Source organism: Megasphaera sp. An286, assembly GCF_002163455.1.
Taxonomy (GTDB): Bacteria; Bacillota; Negativicutes; order Veillonellales; family Megasphaeraceae; genus Megasphaera; species Megasphaera stantonii.
Window position 1 is genome coordinate 18,670 of record NZ_NFIY01000020.1, and the last position, 26,038, is coordinate 44,707.

Annotated in this window: 23 protein-coding genes; 5 read left to right on the forward strand and 18 right to left on the reverse strand. The window is 56.8% G+C overall.

Translation table 11 applies throughout. From position 1 onward, the window contains the following. Nucleotides 1-195 precede the first annotated feature (195 nt). Entirely contained in the window at nucleotides 196-1,080 is an 885-nt protein-coding gene (locus tag B5F80_RS09170) for a LysR family transcriptional regulator (protein ID WP_087478528.1), read from the forward strand. A gap of 302 nt (nucleotides 1,081-1,382) precedes the next feature. On the opposite strand, the gene B5F80_RS09175 is transcribed toward B5F80_RS09170, so the two are convergent. From B5F80_RS09175 to aroF, 8 genes are read right to left on the reverse strand one after another with little or no spacing between them, the layout of a single operon-like run. Beyond that, nucleotides 1,383-1,886 carry a shikimate kinase gene (locus B5F80_RS09175; protein WP_087478529.1) on the reverse strand — a complete coding sequence of 168 codons (504 nt, stop codon included), beginning with the start codon at nucleotides 1,884-1,886 and terminating at the stop codon, nucleotides 1,383-1,385. Then, nucleotides 1,876-2,700, reverse strand: coding sequence for a shikimate dehydrogenase (gene aroE, locus B5F80_RS09180; RefSeq protein ID WP_087478530.1), 825 nt, complete (start codon nucleotides 2,698-2,700; stop codon nucleotides 1,876-1,878). The genes B5F80_RS09175 and aroE overlap by 11 nt, the downstream gene beginning before the upstream one ends. Then, a complete protein-coding gene (gene pheA / locus B5F80_RS09185; protein WP_204246382.1) occupies nucleotides 2,678-3,550 on the reverse strand; it encodes a prephenate dehydratase in 873 nt (290 codons plus the stop codon). The genes aroE and pheA overlap by 23 nt, the downstream gene beginning before the upstream one ends. Before the next feature lie 6 nt (nucleotides 3,551-3,556). Next, nucleotides 3,557-4,648, reverse strand: coding sequence for a chorismate synthase (aroC, locus tag B5F80_RS09190; protein ID WP_087478531.1), 1,092 nt, complete (start codon nucleotides 4,646-4,648; stop codon nucleotides 3,557-3,559). 3 nt (nucleotides 4,649-4,651) lie between these two features. Beyond that, nucleotides 4,652-5,935, reverse strand: a complete 1,284-nt coding sequence (aroA, locus tag B5F80_RS09195) for a 3-phosphoshikimate 1-carboxyvinyltransferase (RefSeq protein WP_087478532.1) — start codon at nucleotides 5,933-5,935, stop codon at nucleotides 4,652-4,654. Between the two features lie 4 nt (nucleotides 5,936-5,939). Continuing rightward, entirely contained in the window at nucleotides 5,940-7,007 is a 1,068-nt protein-coding gene (aroB, locus tag B5F80_RS09200; RefSeq protein ID WP_087478533.1) for a 3-dehydroquinate synthase, read from the reverse strand. After that, nucleotides 6,988-7,878 carry a prephenate dehydrogenase gene (locus tag B5F80_RS09205; RefSeq protein ID WP_239386344.1) on the reverse strand — a complete coding sequence of 297 codons (891 nt, stop codon included), beginning with the start codon at nucleotides 7,876-7,878 and terminating at the stop codon, nucleotides 6,988-6,990. Before B5F80_RS09205 ends, aroB begins: the two co-directional genes overlap by 20 nt. Nucleotides 7,879-7,896: 18 nt before the next feature. Continuing rightward, nucleotides 7,897-8,913 carry a 3-deoxy-7-phosphoheptulonate synthase gene (gene aroF / locus B5F80_RS09210; RefSeq protein ID WP_087478535.1) on the reverse strand — a complete coding sequence of 339 codons (1,017 nt, stop codon included), beginning with the start codon at nucleotides 8,911-8,913 and terminating at the stop codon, nucleotides 7,897-7,899. 500 nt (nucleotides 8,914-9,413) lie between these two features. On the opposite strand from aroF, the gene B5F80_RS09220 reads away from it, so the two are divergent. Beyond that, nucleotides 9,414-10,442: a 3-deoxy-7-phosphoheptulonate synthase gene (locus B5F80_RS09220; RefSeq protein WP_343224286.1), complete on the forward strand. Its 1,029-nt coding sequence runs from the start codon at nucleotides 9,414-9,416 to the stop codon at nucleotides 10,440-10,442. Nucleotides 10,443-10,508: 66 nt separating this feature from the next. On the opposite strand, the gene B5F80_RS09225 is transcribed toward B5F80_RS09220, so the two are convergent. From B5F80_RS09225 to B5F80_RS09245, 5 genes are all read right to left on the reverse strand, one after another. Then, nucleotides 10,509-10,919 carry an amino acid-binding protein gene (locus tag B5F80_RS09225; RefSeq protein ID WP_087478538.1) on the reverse strand — a complete coding sequence of 137 codons (411 nt, stop codon included), beginning with the start codon at nucleotides 10,917-10,919 and terminating at the stop codon, nucleotides 10,509-10,511. Between the two features lie 329 nt (nucleotides 10,920-11,248). Beyond that, on the reverse strand, nucleotides 11,249-12,136 hold the full coding sequence (locus B5F80_RS09230; RefSeq protein WP_087478539.1) for a polysaccharide deacetylase family protein: 888 nt from the start codon (nucleotides 12,134-12,136) through the stop codon (nucleotides 11,249-11,251). Between the two features lie 20 nt (nucleotides 12,137-12,156). Further along, nucleotides 12,157-12,930 carry a selenium cofactor biosynthesis protein YqeC gene (gene yqeC, locus B5F80_RS09235; RefSeq protein ID WP_087478540.1) on the reverse strand — a complete coding sequence of 258 codons (774 nt, stop codon included), beginning with the start codon at nucleotides 12,928-12,930 and terminating at the stop codon, nucleotides 12,157-12,159. Nucleotides 12,931-12,960: 30 nt separating this feature from the next. Further along, on the reverse strand, nucleotides 12,961-13,779 hold the full coding sequence (locus tag B5F80_RS09240; protein WP_087478541.1) for an FAD binding domain-containing protein: 819 nt from the start codon (nucleotides 13,777-13,779) through the stop codon (nucleotides 12,961-12,963). 51 nt (nucleotides 13,780-13,830) lie between these two features. Continuing rightward, nucleotides 13,831-14,553, reverse strand: a complete 723-nt coding sequence (locus B5F80_RS09245; protein WP_232818766.1) for a suppressor of fused domain protein — start codon at nucleotides 14,551-14,553, stop codon at nucleotides 13,831-13,833. Nucleotides 14,554-14,723: 170 nt separating this feature from the next. Here B5F80_RS09245 and B5F80_RS09250 point away from each other — a divergent pair, with 170 nt between their 5' ends. After that, entirely contained in the window at nucleotides 14,724-15,656 is a 933-nt protein-coding gene (locus B5F80_RS09250; protein ID WP_087478542.1) for a carbon-nitrogen hydrolase family protein, read from the forward strand. 11 nt (nucleotides 15,657-15,667) lie between these two features. Here B5F80_RS09250 and crcB read toward each other — a convergent pair whose 3' ends face one another. Beyond that, the gene (crcB, locus tag B5F80_RS09255) at nucleotides 15,668-16,048 is read right to left on the reverse strand and encodes a fluoride efflux transporter CrcB (protein WP_239386345.1); all 381 of its coding nucleotides are present in this window, start codon (nucleotides 16,046-16,048) and stop codon (nucleotides 15,668-15,670) included. 196 nt (nucleotides 16,049-16,244) lie between these two features. Here crcB and B5F80_RS09260 point away from each other — a divergent pair, with 196 nt between their 5' ends. After that, the gene (locus B5F80_RS09260; RefSeq protein WP_143747176.1) at nucleotides 16,245-16,451 is read left to right on the forward strand and encodes a hypothetical protein; all 207 of its coding nucleotides are present in this window, start codon (nucleotides 16,245-16,247) and stop codon (nucleotides 16,449-16,451) included. A gap of 109 nt (nucleotides 16,452-16,560) precedes the next feature. Further along, nucleotides 16,561-17,166 (forward strand): GNAT family N-acetyltransferase, encoded by a 606-nt coding sequence (locus B5F80_RS09265; protein ID WP_198947438.1) that lies wholly within the window; start codon nucleotides 16,561-16,563, stop codon nucleotides 17,164-17,166. Between the two features lie 100 nt (nucleotides 17,167-17,266). On the opposite strand, the gene sdaAA is transcribed toward B5F80_RS09265, so the two are convergent. The 4 genes from sdaAA to B5F80_RS09285 are packed head-to-tail and all read right to left on the reverse strand — an operon-like array spanning nucleotide 17,267 to nucleotide 25,893. After that, nucleotides 17,267-18,151 carry an L-serine ammonia-lyase, iron-sulfur-dependent, subunit alpha gene (gene sdaAA, locus B5F80_RS09270; protein ID WP_087478544.1) on the reverse strand — a complete coding sequence of 295 codons (885 nt, stop codon included), beginning with the start codon at nucleotides 18,149-18,151 and terminating at the stop codon, nucleotides 17,267-17,269. 11 nt (nucleotides 18,152-18,162) lie between these two features. Beyond that, nucleotides 18,163-18,822 (reverse strand): L-serine ammonia-lyase, iron-sulfur-dependent subunit beta, encoded by a 660-nt coding sequence (sdaAB, locus tag B5F80_RS09275; RefSeq protein ID WP_087478545.1) that lies wholly within the window; start codon nucleotides 18,820-18,822, stop codon nucleotides 18,163-18,165. Nucleotides 18,823-18,860: 38 nt separating this feature from the next. Continuing rightward, nucleotides 18,861-22,499: a helicase-exonuclease AddAB subunit AddA gene (gene addA / locus B5F80_RS09280; protein WP_087478546.1), complete on the reverse strand. Its 3,639-nt coding sequence runs from the start codon at nucleotides 22,497-22,499 to the stop codon at nucleotides 18,861-18,863. Next, nucleotides 22,465-25,893: a PD-(D/E)XK nuclease family protein gene (locus B5F80_RS09285; RefSeq protein WP_087478547.1), complete on the reverse strand. Its 3,429-nt coding sequence runs from the start codon at nucleotides 25,891-25,893 to the stop codon at nucleotides 22,465-22,467. Before B5F80_RS09285 ends, addA begins: the two co-directional genes overlap by 35 nt. Nucleotides 25,894-26,038 lie beyond the last annotated feature (145 nt).

Consider the following 26,038-nt stretch of genomic DNA (forward strand, 5'->3'; position numbering starts at 1 on the left):
TATATACATCTCCTTATATGATTTTCGTGAAAATTAGAACTATATATACTGCTCAGATGCTATATGCATCACATGCATCACTAACTCTGTGAACATAGTAACATGTCAGTTCCCTATTAACAAATCAATCATTTTTATTTTTCCATAGATTATATCTATGTACTATGATATACTACAGCTAAGGAGGAATACGCTATGAATTTATCGCAACTTAGATACTTCGTAAAATTGGCTCACGAAAAGCATTATACAAAAGCAGCCGAGCAGCTCTGCATTACGCAGCCCAGCCTGAGCCATGCTATTTCGACGCTGGAAAAAGAATTGGGCATACAGCTATTTGAAAAGAAAAGCCGCAATACCGAGCTGACCTGCTGCGGCCGGCAATTTTTGACCGTTGCCGAGAATACGCTTAACGTACTGGATAACGGCATCCAAATGCTGTCCCGTGTCGCCAAAGGAGAGGGGCTGATTCGCGTCGGCTTTCTGAGAACGCTCGGCATTGAATACATTCCCGATATCATTTCCCACTATCGTGCTGCCCATCTGTCAGATAACGTCGAATTCACCTTTGAAGTCGACTTATCTCCGCAGCTGCTGCAGGATCTGCTGGCCCATAAACTCGATGTCGTCTTCGCCTCCAAGCCGGCAGCCGACACAGCGTTTCACTGCATAGCCATCGAAAAGCAGGACCTCGTCCTCATCGTCCCTAAAAACCATCCTTTAGCCGGCCGTTCTACCATCGACCTGAAAGACACGGCTGACTATCCGTACATTGTCTTCAATAAAAAATCAGGGCTGCGCCTCATCGTCGATACGATGCTGGAAAAAGCCGGCGTCACGCCCCGCATTGCCTATGAAATATCGGAAGATGAAGTCATCGGCGGCATGGTCGCTAAAAACTTTGGAATTGCCGTCGTCCCCTTTATGAATCTGCTCCTGCAGCTCGACGTAAAAATCCTGCCTATTTCCCATCCGCAGTATGAGCGCAAATTTTACATGATAACAAATAAGCAAATTTACCTGCCCCCTGTCGTTCAGCACTTTTGCGATTTTGTCATAGCGCACAGCAAAATTGACTAAAAACAAATATTTCTTTTGCCGAATTATTAAAAAATGTCTATGCCAGTATAGATATTTTAAATAGAATCGACCAGACAATGCGCCTATGCATTGTGAAAAAAACGCCGTAATCATCACCCCTTTATTCCAACACAGCATTATATGAAACAAAAAACCAGGCAGCGCCGTCTGCAAACGACGCTGCCTGGTTTTTGTTTCCCTTATCGCGACTTCCGATGCTGCGAAAGCAAATCTATATCTGTCAATATAAAAAACAACAGTATCTGAATCCACTTCCTATAAAATACTGCATTTTTTTCTATTTATATTACCTTTATCAGATCTTCTAATTCATTCAATACAAAAGAAATTTCTCTATCATTTGCAATAGTATAGTCAGCCGCATTGCGGTATAAAGCAATACGTTCATCATACAAATCATAAATCTTCTGCTTCCCCTCTTTGAGAAGCGGACGGCTGGCTACATCGACGTCGGTAACGATGTCGTCTGGCGAGCGGTCGATAAAAACTACAACTCCCGACTGCTTGAAGATCTGTATATTTACAGGACGCTTAATGACGCCGCCGCCGCAAGCAATAACCAGACCGCGCTTTGCAGCCAAGGCCTCAGCGGCTCTCGTCTCAGCGTCGCGGAAGTAGTCCTCGCTGATAGCAAACATATCCGGAATAGTCTTTCCTTCCAGCGCAACGACAAAATCGTCGGCGTCGATGAATTCCCATCCCAGTCGGTTTGCCAAGGCTTTTCCGAAGGTTGTCTTGCCGCTGCCGGGCATGCCGATGATAACGATGTTTTTATCATTTTTCATATTGCTTTTCCATCTCCTTTGATATCGCTTCAATGACAGCTGAATCAATACGCCGTTCCTGCCATATTTCTTCAGCGCCTACAGCCTGAGCGACAAGCATATACATGCCATTCAGCGTCACTGCGCCATGCTTTGCTCCCCAGGCCAGGAGCTTCGTTGTCTTCGGATTGTAAATCAAATCGACGACGGCTTGGTATCCGACGACAACCGATTCCAAAACCGGCGACTCCTCTACATTCGGATACATCCCGACAGGCGTACAGTTTACCAATATATCGCCACGGTGCTCATCCAATTCATTATAACTAATAAGTTCAGCACGCAGCCCTGCCGCAAATTTTTCAAATTCCGTATCGTCTTGTATCCTCCGCGATACGATAGTCAGAGACGCCGCCTTTTTATCAGCTAAGCACTTCAAAATGGCTCGGGCCGCGCCGCCTGTACCGAGAATGACGCATTTTTTTCCCTGTACATCGATGCCAGCATGATCCAGCGAGCGGCCAAAACCATGATAATCCGTATTATAGCCAAAATCACCCTGACTGGTCATATATATTGTATTGACAGCGCCAATGACATAGGCTTCCCTGGCAATATCATCCAGACACGGCATGACGTCTCGCTTATAGGGAATGGTCACGTTGACTCCTGTATAGCCCTGCCGCTTCAATTCTTCCAAAGCCTGTTCCACGCCGCCGCGCTCTACTTCAATCAAGTCGTACTGCCCATCTATGCCAAGCAGCTCAAATATGCGCTTGTGAATCGCCGGCGACTGGCTGTGCCCCAGCCGTTCACCAATGAGCCCGAGTTTCATGACTGATGCCCTCCTTATCGGACGGATAATTGCCCAAAATTTTAAAATACTTGCACGTCCGTTCCAAGGCCTGCAGCGTGCGGACGACGCCGGGATCCTTCATGCTGCCCATGACGTCGATATGAAAGAAATACTCGAAGGGCCGCCCTTCAATAGGCCGTGATTCCAGATGGGTCATATTCATATCGTTGTAGAAGAAATGCCCCAACACGTGATACAACGTACCCGGCACATGATGAACAGTCAGGACAAGGGTAATCTTATCCGCCAGCCCCGACTCTTCCGAATGGGGGGCTATCACAAAAAAGCGGGTAAAATTCGTCGGATTGTCGTTGACATCGCGCTCTAAAATAGTCAGGCCGTACATATCGGCAGCCGTACTGTTGGCAATGGCGGCAATATCATGACGCCGTTCCTTCTGTACAAATTGGGCGCTCTGCGACGTGCTGTAGTAAGGACACACCGTCCAGTCAGCATGCTTTGTCAAATACTTCCGGCACTGGGCCAATCCCTGCGGATGGGAATATACCGTCCGTATATCTTCTAATTTCGTGTCTCTATACGCCAGGAGATGATGCTCTACCTTCAAATATCGTTCGCCTACAATACGGCAGTCATACTTGTGTATCAAATCGTATACTTCTGTGATACCTCCTGTAGATGAGTTTTCAATAGGCAGGACGCCGTAGCGCACCGTGCCGTCGGCCACGGCCTGCACTAAGTCAGCGAATTGCCCGTAGTATGTCGGCGTTATAGGCTTCCCGTCAAAATGTCCCATCATCGCCCGATAGCTGTATGAACCGGGAGTTCCGAAGCATCCGACAGGAATGGAATACTCGTCTGTCGCCATATATTTTCACATCCTTTTTTCTGTAGAAAGCCATACGTCCAATATCGCCCAGCTTGCCGCCGCCTCGACGACGGGCACGGCGCGCTGGACGATGCAGGGGTCGTGCCGCCCTTTGATTTCCAATGTGCAGTTTTCCTGCGTATCCGTATCTATCGTTTCCTGTTGCCGGCTGATGGACGGTGTCGGCTTGACAGCGACGCGGAACAGGACGGGCATACCGTTGGTAATGCCGCCGTTAATGCCGCCGTTGCGGTTGGTCTTCGTCCTAACAACGGCCCCGTCGTAATAGAAGGCGTCGTTGGCCCCGGAGCCGCGCATGGAAGCCAGGGCAAAGCCGTCGCCGAATTCGATGCCCTTGACGGCCGGCACGGAAAACATCATATGGCTCAGGGCGCTTTCGACGGAATCGAAGAAGGGGTTCCCCAATCCGGCAGGCAAGCCCGTAATCATGCATTCGATGACGCCGCCTACCGAGTCGAGGTCGCCCTTGGCTGCCATGATTTCCCCTTCCATTTCAGATTGCTTCGTCTTGTCCAATACGGGCAAAGTTTCTTGTTTCAGCGATTCAAACAGCGCTTCGTCTTCGCCCAGGGGATGAAAGGACGCGTCGCGGACCGAGCCGATTTGCAGGATATGGGCGCCGACGGCGACGCCGCGCCGCTTCAATATCTGCGAGGCCACTGCGCCGGCAAAGACCAGAGGCGCCGTCAGGCGGCCGGAAAAATGGCCGCCGCCGCGGAAATCGTTATATCCGCCGTAACGGATTTTGCCGCTGTAATCGGCATGACCGGGCCGCATGATATGGCGCAGCTGGTCGTAGTCCTTGGAGCGGTGGTCGCCGTTGCGGATGACGGCGCACAGGGGGGTTCCCGTCGTATAGCCGTTGAAAAAACCGCTCTGCACTTCAAAGGCATCGGCTTCGGAACGAGCCGTCGACATAGCGTTTCGTCCCGGCGCGCGGCGGGCCATTTCCGTCCGCACGGCATCCCAGTCGATGGCTTCTCCTGCCGGCAGGCCATCGAGGACGGCCCCGATAGATACGCCGTGGGATTCGCCGAATATGGTCAGGGCGGCGGACCGCCCGAATGTATTGTTCATGCCTTATTCCTCCACTCTGTATATCCCGCCGAGCTTGGCAAAATCCTGCCAGAAATCAGGATAGGATTTGCGCACGCATTCGGCTCCTTCGATGATCAGCTCGCCGCTGCAGCGCTGCGACGCAATGGCCAGGGCCATGGCGATGCGGTGGTCGTTCCAGCCGCTGACCCGGCCGCCGGTAAGGGCTCCTACACCGCGAATGATGAGGCCGTCCGGCTCTTCTTCTACGCAGCCGCCAATTTTATTGAGCTCCGTCGCAATGGCGTGAAGGCGGTCACACTCTTTCAGCCGCACGCGGGCTCCATGAACAATGTGCGTCGTTCCCTGCCCGCAGGAGGCAGCCACAGCCAAAATCGGCACTAAATCGGGACAATCTTCCACATCGATGACCTGACCCGTCAACTGCGACGGATGCGCCGCGATAGAATCCGCCTGCCCTATGACAGCGCCCATGCGCTGCAAAATGGAGACGATGACTTCGTCGCCCTGAGACGACGAATGGCGCAGGCCCAAGCATTCCACAGGGTGTCCCAGCGTCCCGGCTGCAAGCCAAAACGCCGCCTGCGAATAATCGCCTTCGACGGCGTAGGTCCCGGCCATATACTGCTGATTTCCAGGAATATGAAACAGGCGGCCTCCATCCCATTGAACGTCAACGCCGTGACGGGCCATGCAGTCCAATGTCATGGTAACATAACTCAGCGATTCCAAGGGCGTCGTACTCTCCAGCACCGAGTCTCCGTCCAAAAGGGGAAGCATAACCAGCAGGCCTGTAAAAAACTGGGAGCTTACGTCGCCGGCCAGGGCGTATCGTCCTGGTTGAAGACAGCCTTCCACCGTCAGGGGAAGACCGCCTTCCGTCGGCTCGTAAGACACACCGTGTTCGTCGAATATGCGGTAGTACGGCTCCAAGGGCCGTTTGACAAGCTGGCCCCGTCCCGTATAGACGACGGTATTGCCGCTGTATAAGCCGATGGGAATCAAAAAGCGCAGGGTGGAGCCAGATTCGCCGCAATCAACAGTCAGCGCCTCCCCTTGTTTCGTCAGCCCGCCTTTGACGCGATACGCCGTCCGCCCTTCGTAGGCCGACGGGATTTCTTCAATCGAAGCGCCGAAGGCCTGCAGCAGCCGGCACGTCGCCTCAATATCCTGCGAGACGGAAATATTTTCTACGACGCTCTCTCCCTGAGCCAAGGCGGCACATATGAGCTCGCGATGTCCAATACTTTTCGACGACGGGACGACGACAGAACCGTGAAGACGCGTCGGCGTAATACGTATATTCATGAGGCTACTCTCCCTTGCGTATATATTTCGGCAGTTCGTCGGCCATTACCGGAAGAAGCTCACTTTGGCCGATAGCTTTAAGGATAATCAGCGTCATGCGGTTGCCCCGTTTCTTTTTGTCGTTGCCGATATAACGGAGCAAATCATCTGCCGAAGCCTGCACGTCTGTCGGCAGGCCATATCGGCGCAGCACCTTGCAGAGCCGTTCAGTCGTTCCCGCTTCCGTCAAGCCCATGTGTTCCGTCACGCCGGTCAGCATAGCCATGCCGGCGGCAACGCCTTCGCCATGTGTATAATAGCCGTAGCCATAGCACCGCTCGATGGCGTGACCGATCGTATGACCGAAATTCAAAAGCATCCGTTCGCCCAAATCCAGCACATCTCGTTCAACAATGCGCCCTTTGGCCTCACAGCAGCGGCCGATGATATCTTCCCAATGACCGGATATCGTCTCGTCGTCTAAGGCTTCCAGCAAAGCGAACAGCTCTTCGTCGTGAATACAGCCGTATTTGATCACTTCGCCCATACCGTCGTGGATAAACCGCAGGGGCAGCGTCCGCAGCAATTCCGGATCGACGAGAACGCCTTTGGGCTGGTAGAAGCTGCCGGCCTGGTTTTTGCCGCTGGGCAGGTCGATGCCGACCTTGCCGCCGACGCTGCTGTCTACCTGGGCAATAATCGTCGTCGGAATCTGGATAAAGGGCACGCCCCGCAGGAACGTAGCCGCGGCAAAGCCGCCCAAGTCGCCGACGACGCCGCCGCCGAAGGCGATGATATAGTCGCTGCGCGTAATGCCCGCGTCGGATAATTCCTGGTACAGCTGCAGGAGGGTTTCGGCGCATTTATATTTTTCCCCGGCGGGAAAGACGATGCGGCGCACGTTGTAATGCTCCTTGCGCAGGGCCTGCTCCAGCCGGTCGCCGTACAAGCCGTCGACAGTCGTGTCGCTGATGACGGCGAGGGTCTGCGATTTCGTCAAATTGCGGACGTACTCCCCGGCCCGGTCCAGCAGGCCGTTTTCGATATGAATATCGTAGGAATCCTTTCCTAAATCAAGGTGTATGCTTTTCATGAACTAGTTCCCTTCTCCGCATGGCGGCTTGCTGCAAATACTGCGTAATAGCCGGCGTGTCTTCCCGGCGTAGCATGTCGGCAAAGGTCTGCAGGGCATCGCCGAAGCGGTCGATTTCGTACAAGAGATTTTCTTTATTGGATAAAAACAATTTTGTCCACAGCGGCGCGTTGATATCGGCGACCCGCGTGCCGTCGCGGAAGCTGCCGGCCACGAAAAATTTGGTCATCGGGCTCATGGCCTCGCTGTTGACCAAGGCCGTAGCCAGCACGTGAGGCAGGCTGCTCGTGTAGGCGATGAGCTTGTCGTGCTCCTCCGGCGACACGGTGACGACGTGGGCGCAGCCTAAGGCGTAGGCCATCGCCCGCACTTTGCTGATGTGCTCCGCCTTATTGGCCGGGCTCGGCACGATGATGTAATTCGCGCCGTCAAAGATTTCCGCCTGCGACATGCCGTAGCCCTTGCCTTCCCGGCCGGCCATGGGATGTCCCGATATGAAATCGACGCCGGCCGGCAGCATCCCTTCGATGGTCCGGGCCATGTCGCCCTTGATGCCCGTCACGTCCGTCAGGATTGTGCCGTCTTTGAAATGGGCGGCGTTGCGGCGGATAAACTCCAGCATGGCGTCGGCGGCCATGCAGAAGATAAGCATGTCGGCCTGGGCCAGGAATTCCCCGCCGGCCCGATGGCCTTCGTCGATTACGCCGTCGGCGAGAGCCGCCTGCAGCGCCTCTTCATCGACGTCGACGGCGATGAGCTTCGCCGTGCCCAAACGGCGCAGCCCCTTAGCGTAGGAGCCGCCGATGAGGCCTAAGCCGATAATTCCGATTGTTTGTTCCGTTGCAAAGTTGCAGTCTCCCTGTTCCATCATATCCCCCTCGGTCTGCCGTTATAATTCCCGGCCAACGATAGGCGCCAGCTGGCGCAGCGAATCCATGAGCCGGGCAAACATATCCGGCGTAATGGACTGGGCCCCGTCGCACAAAGCCTTGTCCGGATCATTATGTACTTCGATCATGACGCCGTCCGCTCCGGCGGCAATGGCCGCCTTGGACAGCGCTTCAACCATCCACCGCTTGCCCGTCGCGTGGCTCGGGTCTACGACGATAGGCAGGTGGCTCTTATGCTTGACGGCCAGCACGGCGCTGAGGTCCAGCGTGTTGCGGGTGTACGTTTCAAAGGTGCGGATGCCCCGTTCGCAGAGGATGACGTTGCGGTTGCCGCCGGCCATGATGTATTCCGCCGACATAAGCCATTCTTCGATGGTCGCGCTAAGGCCGCGCTTGAGGAGGACGGGCTTACGCGTCTTGCCGACGGCCTTGAGCAGCTCGAAGTTCTGCATGTTGCGGGCGCCGATCTGGATGATGTCGACGTTGTCTTCCAGGAACAGGTCGATTTTATCGGCCGACATGATTTCCGTTACGACGGGCAGGTGCGCTTTCTTCCCGGCCTGGCAGAGCATGTCCAGTCCCTTGTCCTGGAGGCCCTGGAACGAGTAAGGCGACGTACGGGGCTTGAAGGCGCCGCCGCGCAGCATCGTCGCGCCGGCGGCCTTGATGGCTTGGGCTACGCCTTCGATCTGCTCCGGCGTTTCTACGGAGCAGGGGCCGGCGATGACAGCCAGCTTCTTCCCGCCAATCTGTACGCCGCCGACGTCGATGACCGTATCGGCCGGGTGGAAGGTGCGGCTGGCCCGCTTATACGGCTCTTCTACGCGGATGACCTTGTCCACGAATTCATATCCTGCGATTTGCTCTCTATCGATAACCGATGTATTGCCGACTAATCCCAATATGGTTTTGCGCGCCCCCTTGCTGACGTCAATTTGAACGCCTTTGGCCTTGATGGAACTCATCAGCATATCGACGAATTCCTGCGGAGCATGTTGTTTCAATACGATAATCATAAATAAAAGACCCCCATTTCATCATAAAAAAAACAGGCTCACATGAGCCTGTCTCAAATGCAGTGTCAAAAGGTATGTGCAGGTATCTTATATTCCCCCTGCCGCTAAGCGATACGATTTGCCGAAGTTTCTTCTCATGCGGATGTCATGCCTATTCAATTCGTCGCAGCAAAAATAGCCAGCGCTAAAATAAAAATAGCCCCAGCTAAAGTATGTAAAGACGTATTCAATTGCATGGTTCACGAAGGATAGATTCTTCATGGCGATGCCGCTCCCTTTTGCAATATGCTGTATAATAATGCCATTATATACTCCGAAAAAGCCTCTTGTCAAGACGAGATACCTAATGTTTTTCATCGGACAGGCCGTAAAATTGTCCTTTTGCCCTGAAAATATTTACAAAAGCTAAGTCTATGATATAATATGCTATAATTCGAGTATTAACCGCCAAAAGGCCTGCCCGGCCGAAACTGCTTGCAGGAGGGAATAGTATTATGGCAATGCAAATTGAATTCATCAGAAAACTGCCGTCGCCGCAGGAGCTTATGGAACAGTTCCCCATCGACGACCGCATCCGTAGCATCAAAGCGCAGCGCGACGAGACGATCCGCCGCATCCTGACCGGCGAAGACGACCGCTTCTTGCTCATCATCGGGCCCTGCTCAGCCGACAACGAAGACGCCGTCGTCGACTACGCCCATCGCCTGGCCGCCGTGCAGGAAAAAGTCGCCGACACTATCTTCATCATTCCCCGCGTATACACCAACAAGCCGCGCACCATCGGCGTAGGCTACAAGGGCATGCTCCATCAGCCCGATCCGGAAGGCAAGGAAGACATGCTGGCCGGCATTATCGCCATCCGGGAAATGAACGCCCGCATCGTCCGCGAAACGGGATTCACCTGCGCGGAAGAAATCCTCTACCCGGAAATCTACCGTTACTTGTCTGATCTCCTGTCCTACGCCGCCGTCGGAGCCCGCTCCGTCGAAGACCAGCTCCACCGCATGATCGCCAGCGGCGTCGGCATTCCCGTCGGTATGAAAAACCCGCCTTCCGGCGATATCTCGGTCATGCTCAACTCCATCGCCGCCGCCCAGCACTCCCAGGAATTCCTGTTCCGCGGCTGGGAAGTCCGCACAAAAGGCAACCCCCTAGCTCATGCCATCCTGCGCGGCTACGTCGACAACTTCGGAAACAGCCTGCCGAACTACCATTACGAAGACCTGCACAACCTGCTGGAAGCGTACGCCGAACGGAAGCTGGCGAACCCGGCCGTCGTCATCGACACCAACCACGCCAATTCCGGCAAAAAATATCTGGAACAAATCCGCATTGCCAAAGACGTCATGCACAGCCGTCATATGTGCCCCGACATCCGCACCCTCGTCAAGGGCCTCATGATCGAAAGCTACATCGAAGACGGCAGCCAGAAAATCAGCGAAGGGACATACGGAAAATCCATCACCGACCCCTGCCTGGGCTGGGAAAAGACGGAACGGCTCATCCTCGAGCTGGCCGACCTCGTATAACGTCAGACAGAGAAATCCCCGCAATTCCTCGTATCAGAGGAGCTGCGGGGATTTTTTGCTGGCCTGTTAAATGGAATCGAGAAGGATATATCCCTTGCCGCGCAGAAACGTTTCCGTTTCGGGCTCGCTGGTCTTGAATACGGCTACAGGCGTCGACGTCTGGCGGTTATACGAAATGTATAAGTAGTCGATCGATACGTTCGCTTCCTGCAAGTTCGACAAAATGCCGTCCAGCGTGCCCGGCGCGTCGGACATGTCGATGGCCAGCACCTTGTCCAGGCGGCACTGGTAGCCTGCGTCCTGCAGGGCCTTCAGGGCATTGTCCGGGTCCGTCACGATGAGGCGGATGATGCCGAATTCGGCGCTGTCGTTGGCCAGCATCGTATAAATATTGATGTGGGCCTGAGCCAAGACCGACGTGATGCAGCGCAGGGCGCCCTTCTTATTTTCGGCAAACAATGAAATTTGATTCAGCATGATAAGTCCTCCACTTCTCCACAAAAAAAGCAGGCTGCCATGAGCCTGCTCGAATCCATCTGTATGATGCTATACGCCGCTGAAAACGGGTTCCGCCGTCTTCCCTATGCCCATGTCCCCATTGTCCCTATCGTATTTTTCGTAGCCGAAATAGCCGGCGCTAAAAAAGCTCCAGCTCCAGCTAAAGTACGTAAAGGCAGATGCAATTGTCATAGGCAAAGATGACAAAACCTTCATTTAGATGGTCTCCTTTGTGTAATAATTAAAATTTGTTGGTGCCATTGTATACCTAAACGAAGGTTCTTGTCAAGAAAAATTTAATTTACACCCTACCAGGCTGGCGGCGTCGACGGCGTAACGACGCGGAACGCATAGCCCTGCTGCTTCAGCATGGCGATGATGGGCGGCAGGGCCTTGACCGTCTCTTCATGACCGGCAGCATCGTGCATTAATATGATGAGATGCGTATTTAAATACGGTCTGGCTACCAGCTGGCTCCGCAGGTTTTCCACGGCCTTCGCCGCCGTTTTGCCCGTGCCGTCGGCATCGCCCGTCAAGGCGTTCCAGCCGACGTCGACGTAGCCTATATCCTGAATCGCCTGCCAGTATTCCTTCGTGAAGTGGCCGGCTGTACCGCCCGGCGCCCGGGAAATGACCGGCCGGACGCCGATGATATGGTAAATCATCTCTTCCGTTTTCAGCAGCTCGTCTATATAGGCCTGGGGAGAGCTGTATAATTTTTTGTAGTCGTGGCTGTACGAATGGACGCCTATGCCATGGCCCGACTGATATATGCGGCGCACCACGTCGGGATAGCGGCTTACGTTCCGCCCGGTCAGGAAGAACGTCGCCCGTATATGCTCACGCTCTAAGATATCCAGTATTTTCTCCGTATTCGCCCGGTTCGGCCCGTCATCAAAGGTCAGGTAGGCGACGTGGTCGCCGTAAAAGTAAGAACGCTTCGCGCCGTACGTCTGCGGCAATCCCTTGGCCCGGCGTTCCCGCGTCGTATACCGGTCGTATACGGGCAGGTCGTTGTCCGCCGGCGGCAGGGAAAATGCATCTCCTACGTATACCTCCTTGGCTTGTCGTTCAAAGGGCAGGACGACGGACCGCACCCGGTCGAAGGAATGGCTCATGACGTGCATCGTAAGGCCGGCCGAAGCCAGGATGACGATGAGCACGCAGCCCAAGGCTAATTTCAATTTTGCTATCATATACCGTAAACGCTTTCTTTCTATCTAGGTTCATAGGAAACGTACTGCCGGATAGTGCAGGCTTCTCTGTAGCCGTCGGCCAATACGCTGGCGACCAGTCCGAAATCTTCCATTTCGTCCAGCAAGGCTTCCGTCATGCGGTGCTGCACGGCGTTATACCCCGTGCAGAATAAAATGCGGGCGCAGGGCATGCCGCGGAACATGCCGCGGGGATGCTTGATGAGCTTGGCCAGCATGGCCGGCGTAATGACGGCGCCCTGAGACCGGCCCATGATCATCGTCGCCGTTTCAATGCCTTCTACCTTTTCCGGAAGAAGCGAGTTTCCCAGCATTTGCAGGTTCAGCACGCCGATAATCGTATCGCAGTTTACCGGAACGGGCACGTCGTCGGGGAGAGGCGCTTTCAGCCATTTGCCCTTGGCTCCGTCGCCTTCGATGAGGATATACCAGGCCGGATGCCGTACCTTGAGCTGCTCGATGACCTTCGTCGGCAGGCCTGTGTAGCAGTCGTTGCCATCGAGGCCCCAAAACCAGGCCGGCACGCGGCCGTCGGCAATGCGGGCTGCGCAGAATGCTTCTCCTTTTTCGACGTCGGACGTGCAGATGACGTCGAAGGGCTCTACGTTATCGATGTAAGCGCTGTCCATAGGGACGGTGCTGCTGATCATGATGGGCAGCTTGCTGTTGTGGCCGTATTTCCCCAGCCGTTCCAATACAGTCGTCTTGCCGCCGGCCCCGACGATTGCCGTAATGCCCGGCTTCAGCATGCGCAGCCACCGATTATCTTGATACATAGACGAATCTCCTCCTTTTGATGATGCCCTTTATCTTTTTCCGGCCTTCTGCAGCTGGGCGCTGCGGCCTTTCCACGCTTCCTTAATCAGCTTGCGGACCATGTCGACAGTCAGGCTCCGCCGTTCCTGCTCGGAGCAGGTACCGTAATTGGCAAAGTCCAATTCCTCGCTGGCCAGATGAGCCACGTTCTCCCGTACAGCTATCCCCTTTTCCGTCAGCTCCGCGCTGGCCGTTTCGGCAATGGCGGCGACGCCGGGACGGCCGCCCACGACGACGCGCCATTCATCGTCCAGGGCCGCTACGGCTCCCGTCAGGTACGGTTCGTCCGTCGGCAGCTTGCGATAGGCTGCAAAGGCCGTGTATACCTCTTCCTTCGCAATGACGACCTGCGAAACCATCTCCCGCATAGGCGGGCAGGGAATGTAGTCGGCAAGGTTCATGCGCCCCTTTCCTTCCAGGACGACGTCGACGCGCAGCGACATCAGCACGGGCAGCACGACGGAAAAGGGAGCTTTTACGGCGACGACTCCGCCAATCGTCGCTTTCTTCTCGTCGGAATTCTTGATATCCCGAATACACCGGCATATGGCGCCGCCGGCGATGGCCTGCACGACCGGCGATTTCTCCAAGTCGGCCAGCGTCGTCATGGCTCCGATGGCCACTTCGTCGCCGGCGTCGCGGATATACCGCAGCCCGGCCTTCGATAAGTCGACGATGAGGCCGTAATGGTCTTTCTTGTATTTTAAGCCCTGGGCTCCAGCCAAAAATACGGCGGAAGCGGCGTCGCGGTATACCTGGTACGCCTCTTCCGGGCTCTGCGGTACTGCAATCGTATCACTTGTAACCAAACTGGGTGCATCTCCTTTCTTGTTTATATATATTCGCTTTATCTTGTCTTTTTATTCATATGTGCCGCCGGCAGCCACATTGGCGCGGCGGACATCCAGGGCAAAGGAACCCCTGTTGCTTTCCAGAATTTCATCTATGACGGCGTCGACGCCGATTTCATCGCACAGATCCAGCTCTTCCTTATAGGCCAGGATCGGCATGAGCAGCTCGACCGTCGTGCCGTCGGCCATAGTCAGGGCCCCCAGCTCGCCTTCAAACTGGACGATGATGACGCCGGACAAGTCCGTCATCGGCGAAAAGGGCTCGCACGTCTCCGTATTGGGCAGGATAAACCCATAGGATATCCAGATTTGATGCACGTGGGGAAAGCGCCCCAGCTCCATGAGCATCCAAATCGGCCAGGCCGCGGCGTCGGTCAGGGCGACGTCCTTCCCCTTGCCGAAGGGCCAGTCTGCCGGCAAAATCATGCACAGCTCGCCGTACACCTCGTGGCCCATTTCCAGCCTGCCGGCGGGGTAATGCATGGGAACGGCGCTCATCCCTATCGTATGCAGGAGATAAAAGGGCTCCTCTACGGTCGGGTACAGCATTTCCACGCTGATGGGAATCGGGCTGGCCGTCGTGTCGGAAAAAACCTTCCATTCGCGGTGGGGAAACAGCTTATGAAAGTAGTCCTGCACCTGTTCGCCGTACTCGCCGTGACGAAGCGGCATGGGGCCGGCGTCGTTCATGGCGAAAAATCGCGAAGGTCGTTGTTGTATATCTATGCGCACTGTATCCCTCCTCACCAGTTCAGTCATATTATAGCATAAATGGCGGCTATATCCTATGTATAATATCCACATAGGAACGAGGCAATCGCGTCAAACTCGAAGGCCCCTCTTCGCAAACCGCCGTTTTATTGATACAATCAGATTATATTCATGCAAAGGAGGCCACACCTATGAAAATACTGAAAAAAAATCTGCGCGTCGCCGTCGTGCAGGCGTCGCCGGTCATGTTTGACAAGGACGCGACCCTCGATAAGGTCGTAAGCCAAATCGCCGAAGCAGGAACGCACGGCGCCGAACTCATCGTCTTTCCCGAATCCCTCGTCCCCTGCTATCCCTACGGGCTGACCTTCGGCTTCAACGTCGGCAGCCGGTCCGAAGACGGCCGCAAGGACTGGAAGATATACTACGATAATTCCGTCGTCGTCCCCAGCGCCGACACCGACCGCATCGGCAAGGCCGCCAAAGAAGCCGGCGCCTATGTCAGCATCGGCATTACGGAGCGGGACAGCACAAACTATTCCCTGTACTGCACAAACCTCGTCTTTTCTCCCGACGGCAAGCTCGCCGCAAAGCACCGCAAGATAAAGCCGACGGGAGCGGAACGGTATATTTGGGCCGATTCGCACGACCCCGACACGTATTTTCCCATCACGGACACGCCGTGGGGCCCCATGGGCGCCCTTATCTGCTGGGAAAATTACATGCCCCTGGCTCGCGTCGCCTTGTATCAGCAGGGAGTCTCCCTGTATCTTGCCCCTAATACCAACGACAATCCCGAATGGCAGGACACGATCCGGCACATCGCCATCGAAGGCCACTGCTACGTCATCAACGCCGACCAGTACTTTACGAAGGCCATGTATCCTGACTCGCTGTTGGCGAAAGACGAAATCGCCAGGCTGAAAGACGAAACGTGCATCGGCGGCAGCTGTATTATCGATCCCTACGGCCACTGCGTCACCGAGCCCGTATGGAATCAGGAAGCCATCATCTATGCCGACCTCGACATGGACGCCGTGCCGATGAGCCACATGGAGTTCGACGGCGTCGGCCACTATGCGCGGCCCGATATTTTAGAGCTTACCGTCCGCGACGGGAAATAAATCCGGCTCCCTTACCACAGCGCCGTCCCCGCCGCCAGCCCCAGCCAGCAGAATAAAAACGCGCCGACGACATTCAGGCCGCCGTACAGCAGGGCAAAACCCATCTCGCCGGCCCGAATAAAGGTCAGCAATTCCATATTAAAGGTGGAAAAGGTCGTAAAGCCGCCGAGGACGCCTGTGACGGCAAAGAGCTTCACCGACGGCGGCAAGTCGGCCTGGGCCTGAAAATACATCATGAGCAGGCCGATGAGAAAAGAGCCTACGATATTGACCAAAACAGTCCCATACGGGAAGACGACGCCGCCGTGCGCGTTGGCAAGGAGCGTGACGGCATACCGCAGAGCGGCTCCGATGCCGCCGCCGACGGCCACGGCCAGTATATGCTGCATCATAAAAACCACTTCCTTAGTTTAGCGTATGACGTCCCTATTGTACCACGTTTTACTGCTCCATAAAATAGGAAGGGGCATAACAATACGCTGTGCCCAGCCCATAAATCCCTTGTAAAAGGGCAGGAAATATAGTAAAATGACAATGAATACATACGCCGCAGGCTAATAAAAATTATTTACGCAAAGGGATGACGCTATGAAAACACGATGTGTGGAGCTGAGTCAATTCGAATCTGAATTGCTTATCGCTTTTATGAACCAGCCTAAGGATACGCCGATTTCAGCAGGCTTGTGCCGTACGATTTACCGCCGCCTGGAAGGCCATCCGGCCTTCGCCCAGAGCCGCGTAAACGTATATGAAAAAAGCGGCGGCGCCGTTCGCGCCGCAATGGCTCAAAAATAAGTATACCCACGCTCATTCCCCCTCTGACGAGCTGCTGCACGTACGCCTTTGGCTGCTGCGGCAGCTCGTCTTATATTTAGATACCCCTTCAACAACACGGGAGGCCTTCATGAACCAAGACGACATCATCATCCGCGCGGCTTCGCCTGAAGACGGCGCAGCCCTTCTGGCGATTTACGCGCCTTATGTGCAGCATACCGCCATTACCTTCGAATACGCCGTTCCCAGCCTGGAAGAATTTACGGGCAGAATCGCCGCGACGCTGACTAAATATCCCTATCTCGTCGCCGAGCATCAGGGATGCCCTGCAGGCTACGCCTACACCGGGCCCTTTTCCGGCCGCGCCGCCTACGACTGGTCCGCCGAAACGTCGCTGTACATACGCCGGGACTGTCGCCGCCAAGGAATCGGCCGAAAGCTGTATGAAGCGCTCGAAGCCGTCTCGAAGGCGCAGCACATCGTCAATTTGAACGCCTGCATCACCTGTCCCGACGCCGACGACGAATACGTAACGCGAAACAGCGTCCAGTTCCACGCTCATATGGGATACGCCATGGTCGGGATCTTTCACAGCTGCGGCTACAAATTCAGCCGCTGGTACCACGTCGCCTGGATGGAAAAGTTTCTCAGCGACCATCCGGCCGTTCCCGAACCGGTCATCCCCTTTCCCGTCCTCCGTCCCAGGCTGCGCCGCATCCTGAACGGGCAAGAATAAAAAAAATCGTCCCTGCGCGATGGGCTTTCTCCTTGCCGGAATACCCAGTAAGGAAAAAACCTATCGCCGCGAGGACGATTTTTTTTATATCTCTATGCCGTTATTCGGCCATGGACCGTTCCAAGCGTTCGGCAATGGCCTTGCCTGTCGCCGTCTTAGCCAGGCCGCCGTCGGACGTTTCCTTCAATGCAACGGGCATCATCCGGCCGATTTCGTTCATCGCTTCGATGACTTCGTCAGGCGGAATGACGCTGCGCACGCCGGCCAGGGCCATTTCGGCCGCCGTAATCGCCAGGATAGCGTAGCAGGCGTTGCGCTTGACGCAGGGAACTTCGACCAGCCCGGCTACGGGGTCGCAGGCCAGCCCCAGCGTATTTTTCATGCAGAGGGCGAAGGCCTGCAGTATCTGATCGTTCGTCCCGCCGGCCATTTCAGCAGCTGCGGCGGCAGCCATAGCGGCAGCCGTACCGCATTCGGCCTGACAGCCGCCGACAGCGCCGGCCACGGAGGCGTTGCGCGATACGACGGCGCCGACGCCGGCAGCCGTAAACAGGGCGTTGACGCTCGTTTCCGTATCGACGTCCAGCTCTTCGGCTACGGCTGTCATGACGGCCGGCACGATGCCGCAGGACCCTGCCGTCGGGCAGGCGACGATTTTAAACATCTTGGCGTTGGCTTCGCTGACCGCCAGGGCGTAGACGGCTGCTTTCTTCGCCAGCGGCCCCAGCAGCTTCGGCGCCGCTTTCAGGAGCTTGTCGGCATCGCCGCCGACGAGGCCGCTTACGGATTTTTCCGTATCGCTCAAGCCGGCGTCGATAGATTCCTTAAATACGGCCAGCCGGCCTTCCATGCGGCTGCGTACGGCTTCTTCCGTCTGTTCCGACGTTTCCATTTCGTGGCGCACGACGACTTCCGACAAAGACAGGTTGTGTGTTGTCGCCGCATCCATCAGTTCGTGAAGGGTTTTATATTCGTACTGGTACATATCCTATCCTCCTATAACGGCAGCAGCGTGACGACGCTTTCAATTCCGGAAATATTCTGAATCATGCTGACCATTTCCTGCGGAACCGGGCTGTCCGTGCAGACAATCATAACGGCCGACGCATTTTTAGCGCTGCGGAATACGCGCATGTTCGATACGTTGATGTGACCGATAGCCAAAATCGTCGTGGCCTGGGCGATGACGCCGGGCTTATCGCGATGCACCGTAATCAGCGTATGCTCTTCGCCGCTGAGCAGGACGCCGGCGCCGTTGATCTCGCGGATTTCCATTTTGCCGCCGCCGAGGGACACGCCCAGCACTTCCATCTTCTTTCCCGTCTTGCCCGTCATGGCGATGCGCACCGTGTTGGGATGGTCTACCTCCGCTTCCGAGCGCTGAAATACGACGTTCATCCCCTGCTGGGCTGCCAGGTCAAAGGACGTGCGCAGGCGGACGTCGTCGGCTGAAAAGCCTAGTAATCCGGCGACCAGAGCCTTATCCGTGCCGTGGCCCTTATATGTCTTGGCAAAAGAGCCGTATAAGGTAATCACAGCTTCTACAGGCTCATCTTTCAGGATTTCCCGGGCCATGAGGCCGATACGGGCCGCGCCGGCGGTGTGAGAACTGGACGGACCGATCATGACCGGGCCGACTACATCAAAAACTCCCATACTATACCTCCTTGTACTCTTACCTATATGGATAAAATTTAAAATGGAAAGGCAATTTCTCTATCTAAATAAAAGCTGTATATGTACGCGCTGCCGACGGGAGCGCCGAGGACCTGCAAGGCAGCCTGGCGGTACAATGCCAGCTGCACGGCGTAGCGCCGCCGAAAGGCCTCTTCATCGGGCAGGCGGTCCGTCTTATAGTCGACGAGGACCCATTGGCCGTCCTGCCAAAACAGGCAGTCGACGACCCCCTGCACGAGGATTCGTTCCCCCTCTTCCAGGGCCGGCAAATACCCGCCGCCGGGCAGGAGCACGCTGAAAGGATATTCGCACCGCACGTCGGAAGACAAGGCCATGCGCCGCCCCAGAGGGGAACTGCAGAAGCGCTGCACAGACGGCACGAAGACGAGCCGCAGCTCTTCTTCGGAAAACAGCCCGTCAGCCTGCCACGACGCCATCTGCCGCCGTATATCCCCGTCGGTCATATCCGGCGTCAGCTGAATATACTGCATGACCTTATGCATAACCGTTCCTCGCCATGCGCCGCCGGCGCTGCCGTCTTGTTCCACAAGCCAGGGCGGCGTCGGGCCGAAGGCATCTTCGTCCTCGGCGATGCCGGCCAGTGGGGAAGCCGGCGGCTGTTCTTCCTCCACCGCTTCGGCGTAACGGAGATTGTACTGCCGCTTGATTTCTGATACGGAAAATTTAGCCGCCGTCTCCGTCGCCGCCGGGTAGCCGTAAGTCCACGTCAGGGCTTGTTCCATCCACAGGGGCGCCGCCGTTCCCGTCGGCAGCCCCTCCTTCAGCCGGGCCAGGCGCGGTTCTTCCGCCTGCTCCCCTGCATCGGCCGCAGCCGCGCCGACACGGCTATGAATCGTTACCTGCCACAGACCGCTCTGCCACGACGGAGCGCCGCCCAGGAGCCAGGCCTCGCTTTCCGGCCGCGACGCGACGCCGGGGAGCACCCAGTCGAAATACGAACGGGCCCGGGCCGGATTGACCTGGCCGCGCCAGCGCTGCCAGTCCCGCTCCAAGTGAGACGTATGGCCCGTAAGGATTAATTTATCCCTGGCCCTCGTCATGGCTACGTAGAGAACCCGTTCTTCCTCAGCCGTGCTTTCCCAGCCGATCTGCGCGCAGATGCCGTTCCATAAAAGCGTCGGATAGGCCATGCGCCACTGGACGTCGTACTGCTTCAGGCCGATTCCCAGGGTATTGTGAAACAAGATGAGGGAATGCATGTCCTGGCGGTTGAAGGCCTTGCCCATATCGGCGGCAATGACGACGGGAAATTCCAGTCCCTTGCTCTTGTGGATGCTCATGACGCGCACGACGTCTTCCCGCTCGCTCAGCACCTTGGCCGGAGCCAGATCCAGCCCGTCTTCCTTCATCTTGTCGATGAGGCGCAGGTAGCGGAATATCCCGCGGAAGCCCGAAGCTTCATACTGCCGCGCCCTGTCGTACAGGGCCTGCAGATTGGCCTGCCGGACGGCGCCGCCGGGCATGCCGCCGACGTAGTCGTAGTAGCCTGTATCACGATACAATTCCTGCAGCGTTTCCGCCACGCCGTGCCGGCGGCTGTACGTCCGCCAGGCCTGCAGCTTGGCGCAGAAGCCCAGCAATCGTTCCTTTTCCTCTCCCTCTTCCAAGGATGCGGCGTATGCCGGCAGGTTCCGCCACAGGGACTGCTCGCCGGCCAGGCGCAGCTCAGCCAGCGACGGCTCGTCCATCGCCGCGATGGGAGAGCGCAGGACCGCCGCCATGGGCAAATCCTGTTCGGGATTGTCGATGCAGCGCAGAAGCGACAAGACGGTCTGTACCTCTATGGCCGCAAAATAGCCGCCGTTCTGTTCCGCATAGGCCGGAATGCCATAAGCCTGGAGGACGCGGAGCAGCACGTCCGCCTTCCCGGCCATGGATCGCAGGAGCACGACGATATGACGATAGGCCAGAGGCTCCAGCGTGCCGTCCTTGCGGGCGGCCATCTTTCCCTGTTCCTTCAGCCGGCAAATCGATTCGGCGATGACCTGGCATTCCTGCTCAAAGGCCGTCATGTCCCGTTCCGGCGTCTCTTCATCTGCCGGCGAGTCGTCCCGCGCCGTATCGACGATATGCACCTCGACAGGGCCGCCGACCCAGCGTTCGTCTTCCGGGGCGGTTCGTCCGGCATAGAGCCGTTCCCGTTCGCCATAGCCCATGCCGGCGGCTTCTTCGGTCATCGTCCTGGCGAACACTTCGTTGACGGCGTCGAGGATATTCGGAGCGCTGCGGAAGTTCCTTCCCAAGTCGATACAGCGCTGCACGGCGTCGGCATCGCGGCTGAAAGACCTGTATTTTTCCAGAAACAGCGTTGGGTCCGCCAGGCGGAAGCGATAGATGCTCTGCTTGATATCGCCGACCATGAAGCGGTTGTCGCCGCGGGAAATCAAGGCCGTAATCAGTTCCTGCACGCCGTTCGTATCCTGATATTCGTCGATGAGCACTTCCTTATAGGTCTGGCGCAGTTCTTCCGCTGCCGCCGAAGGCACGGGATGATCCGGCTCCGACTGCGGCGACAGGAGAATCTGAAGGCAGAAATGTTCCAAATCGCTGAAATCGATCCAGCCCTTTTCCTTTTTTGCCGACCCGTAGGCCTCGGCGAAATCAGTCGTCAGCCGCACCAGCCCTTTCATGACCGGCGCCATCGCTCTCACGCCGTCCAGCCAGACGTCGGATGCAACGGAAAAATAAGGCGTCTGAAGGCCTTCGGCAATTTCCTTTTTCACGTCGCTGCGCACGGCCTTGCACTGTTCCCAGAAAACCTTATCTTCGTCAGACAGCTTGCGCAGCCCCTTTAAGCGGGGAAATTCTACGGCCATGACGGCTTTCCGCATATCGTCCCAGGCGGTGCGCTCCAGCACGCGCCGCAGTGAATCGGCTTCGGCGGCGAAATCGGCGTACGGGCCGGCAAAGGCCGGACGAGCCTTCATCTCGCCCAAGAGGCCTTCGTACCGTCCGAGCTGTTCCTCTACGCTGCTCCGCACCAGCTTTTTGACGGGATCGCACCAGGCCATTTCGTCGATAGACGCGCCGTCAGGCACGTCATAGGCTTCGGCCGCATCGTCCAGCCATTTCCAGGGCCAGGGCATGCTGCGCGAATAGTCGTACATGCGGCTGACCGTATCCATGAGCGCGTCGTCCCCCCGGTCATTGCCGAACATATCTGCCAGCGGATAGAGAAAGGGCGCTTTTTCTTCGTCTTCATAATACGATAAAAACACGGCTTCCAGCACGCCCTTGCGCAGCAGGCGCAGCTCTTCCTCGCCGGCAATCGTCACGCGCGGGTCGATATCGATGGTATAGAAATACTTGCGTATGACGTCCTGGCAGAAGGAATGAAGCGTCGATATGTGGGCCGACGGCAGCAGCGCCAGCTGGCGCTCTACGGCCGCGTCGCCCGTATCGGCCAATACCTGGGCCAGGGCCGCGCCTACACGTTCCCGCATTTCCGCCGCCGCCGCCTTCGTAAACGTCACGACCAGCAGCTCCGTAATGTCGACAGGATCGTCCTTGTCGAGGAGCCGGCGGATAATGCGCTCTACGAGAACGGCCGTCTTGCCCGATCCGGCCGCGGCAGACAGCAGCAGCGTCTGCCCCCGGCTGTCAATGGCCGCCTGTTGTTCCGGTGTCCAGGCCATGTTCGCTCCCTCCTTCGTCCAGTTTTTCCAGCAGATCCTCTTTCCGTATCGTCACGACGTCGTAGCCGTTGTCGGGCAGCTGCGCGTCAAACCGGCAGACGGCGTGATAGGGGCAATAGCGGCACGGGCTGGCCTGCCCCAATAAAATAGGCCGCACGGCGATGTCGCCGCTGTCTATGCGGCCGGCGATTTCGCGAATTCGCGCAACGGCCAGCGTCAGCAGCTTCTGCCATCCCGCTTCATCGTACATCGTATGGGATACGTTGCTCAGGGTGCCGTCCTTTTTTAACCGCAAATTTAAAAATTCCGAATAGCCTTCCATCGACGTATCCAAGGCAGTCATGACCTGGCTGTCGTCGAGATAATATCCGCTGAGGCGGCTTTTTTTATCGTATAAGGTCTTCTTTTCCTCTTCGTCGGCTACGTGGTCCAGGGACGTCTTGTCGTTGCGGACGTAGCAGTACAAAATAGCCGCCGGCACGGCGTCTTCGCCCATGTTCAGAAGCGCCACGTACATGTACGTCAGGAGCTGCAGCTCCAGGCCCACGAATACCTGGCTCAAATCGAGCTGCTTCCGCCCCGATTTGTAGTCGATGACGACGACGTACTTGGCGTCGCCGTCCCGCATGGAATCGACGCGGTCGATCTGCCCGGTGACGACGACTTCCAAGCCGTCGGGCAAGGTAAAGCGCAGAGCCTCCCACGGGCTGCCCTTGCGGCCGAAGGCCTTTTCTAATCCTTCCATATGAAACTGGGACGACTCGCTGAACTGGCAAAGGCGCCGCACTGTCCGGGCCAGGGTTTGAATGAGTCGTTCCTTGATCTGCGCGAAATAGGCGTTGGACATGAGGATGTCGTGCTGTATATACGGAGCAAGCCGTTCCGTAGCCTGGCGGCACGCGGCCGGAATGTCTTCCGCTCGGAGGTCGCGCCACTGCTTGTGTTCGCGAAGCAGGTCCTCGCCTAAGATGCGCAGCGCACCGTGGACGAGCATGCCCAGATCGGGGGCGGAAAAGTGATACATTTGCCGTTCTTCCAACAGCAGGCCGTAGCGGGCAAAATAAGCGAAAGGACAGCTGCGGTACTGCTCAAATTTCGTGACGGAGCCCCGCAGGACGCCGTCAGGCGCGTACAGCCGCTTGACGAGCGTCGCCGGCAGCCGCAGGGGCTGATTGCGGTGAAACAATCCCTGCACGGCCTGCGCCGCCCGCTCTTTCCAGCCGTGGCTGCAGGCCCAGTCGTACAAGGCCCACCAAACGTCGTCCGTCTCTTTGCCCTCTGCCGCAGGCCGCAGCATGACAGGCAGCCACGACAGGGCCGCCGGAAGGGACGTAATGAACTCGGCCTCACGTCCCCCTTCAATCGTCCCCGTTTCATGGCCGACGGCATCGACGTAGCCCTTTTCTTCTATCTGCCGAATCCACGACGAAGGCTCCATCGCCCCGCCGTCGTCGCCGGCCAGAATATACGACAAGTGCAGCTGCTCTCCGGCCCGGCCGGCAGCCAGATAAAAGAGGAATTTTTCCTGGAACGAACGGAACCGGCTGTCCGGGCCGAGCCGGACGCCCAGGGCCTCCAGCTTCCGCCGTTCGGCGTCGTTCAGCATGCCTTCTTCGCTCGTGCGCTGGGGGAACACGCCGTCGTTCAGGCCGCATAGGAAGACGACGCGGGCCTGCATGGTGTATCCCCGTTCGACCGACGTAAACGTAACGTGGTCCAGCGTCGGCGGAATCAAGCTGAATTTCAGCTGCTCCAGCCCGTCCTTTACGATCTGGGAAAACTCCTGCAGCGGCACGACGTCGTCGCCGCACACGCGGACGATTTCATGAAGGAAGGCGACGATGCGCTTCCAGACCTGCTCGTGTTCCTTTCCTTCGGCAGCCCGTCCGGCTCCTTCGTCATCGCGTTTCCACTGCTGCAGGGACTGGGGAACGCCCAGGTCGTACAGCCATCGGTACAGCAGCGTGCACCAGTCTGCTAGGGAATGGTCTTCCTGCGCCTCTTCCCAGCACGGCCGCAGGGCCTCCCATACGGCGCGGCGGATGCCATTGACATGCCGTATCGTTTCTTCTTCGCCTTCGTCTACGCCATGGCCTTCCTCGATATAGCGGCTTCTTCCGTACTGCCAGTCTTCGCCGGCCAGCCAATGATAGCCCCGGATACCGTAAGCCAGGCAATAGTTTTCCAAATCGTCGGCATCGCACCGACTGATAGGGAACAAGTCCGTCTTCAGCAGCTGAAACAACGGCTCGTGAGCCCATCGGGACGTAAACACGTCCAGCAGGGAGGAAATGGCCTCCGCCGCAGGATGGGACGTCATGGGACGCCGGTAATCGCTGAAAAAAGGAATGCCGTATTTGGCGAATATCTCCTCGGCAATATGGTAATACGCCTCGCCGGTCCGCGCTAAAATAAGAAAATCGCGGTAACGGTATCCCCGGCGGCACAAGGCCTGAATGCGGCGGGCCGCCGCGTCGAGCTCCAGTATCCTGTTTCCGCATTCCGTCAGTATCAAGCCCTTTACGGCCTCAGCCTGTACCGGCGGCACGGGACGGAAAAATTCATTCAAAAATACGGCCAGGCCCCCTTCGTCAGTCCCGGCGACGCGCCGTACCTCCAGGTGCGGGAATATGCGGCGCAGCTCCTGGTACACGGCATAGGGCCGGTGGAACAGGGCTGTTTCCCGACGCTGCGCCTCGACGCGGTCCGGGTCCATCGTCAGGGTAATCGTCACCTGCGCCGCCGTCTGTTCGATGGCCTGCAGCACTTCCAGCTGCCGCGGCGTAAACCACTGGAACCCGTCAACCCATACGTGAGCGCCCTGCAAAAAGGAATACGAAGGAATTTCCCTTGCCAGTACGGTCATCGTATCGTCGGCGCTGCCGAACCGTTCCTCTAAATAGGCCGTATACCCCTGATACAGCAGCGCGATATCCATGAGCTTGCGGCTCAAGGTCTGGCTGCCCAGCAGGGACGCGGCATGGCGCAGCATGTCAGGGCCAATGCAGAAGGAACGGCACTCGCCGATAAACCGGCCGGCCGTTTCTACGAAATTATCCTGCCGCGCCGCCGTCTGCAGCACCGTAAACTCGTCGGCGTGCCGCCGCAGCAGCCGCTGCAAGATGAGCTTCTGCGCCAATTCCGATACGAAGGCGCAGTCCTTGCCCTTTTCCTGAAATACGCGGTAGGCCAGCCGCGAAAACCCGACGATCTGCGTCCCCATAAAGCCCTTTTCCGGCAGCGACTCAGCAAACCGCCGCTCCGCGTTATACGACGCCTGATCGGGCACGATGAGCAGCGTGCGGCGGCCCTGGGCCGCTTCGGCCTTCATCTGCGAAAAGCAATATTCCGTTTTTCCGCTTCGGCCCTTGCCAAACAAAACAGTCAGCGCCACGGCAACTCCTCCCTTCCACTGTGCACTCTGAAATTACATTTTCAATTATTGTATCATATTTTCTGCACGCATAAAACCGAAATGCCCATGCAAAAAAAGTCCGGCAAAGCGATTCGCCTCTGCCGGATCTTCCAGTTTGTTATGC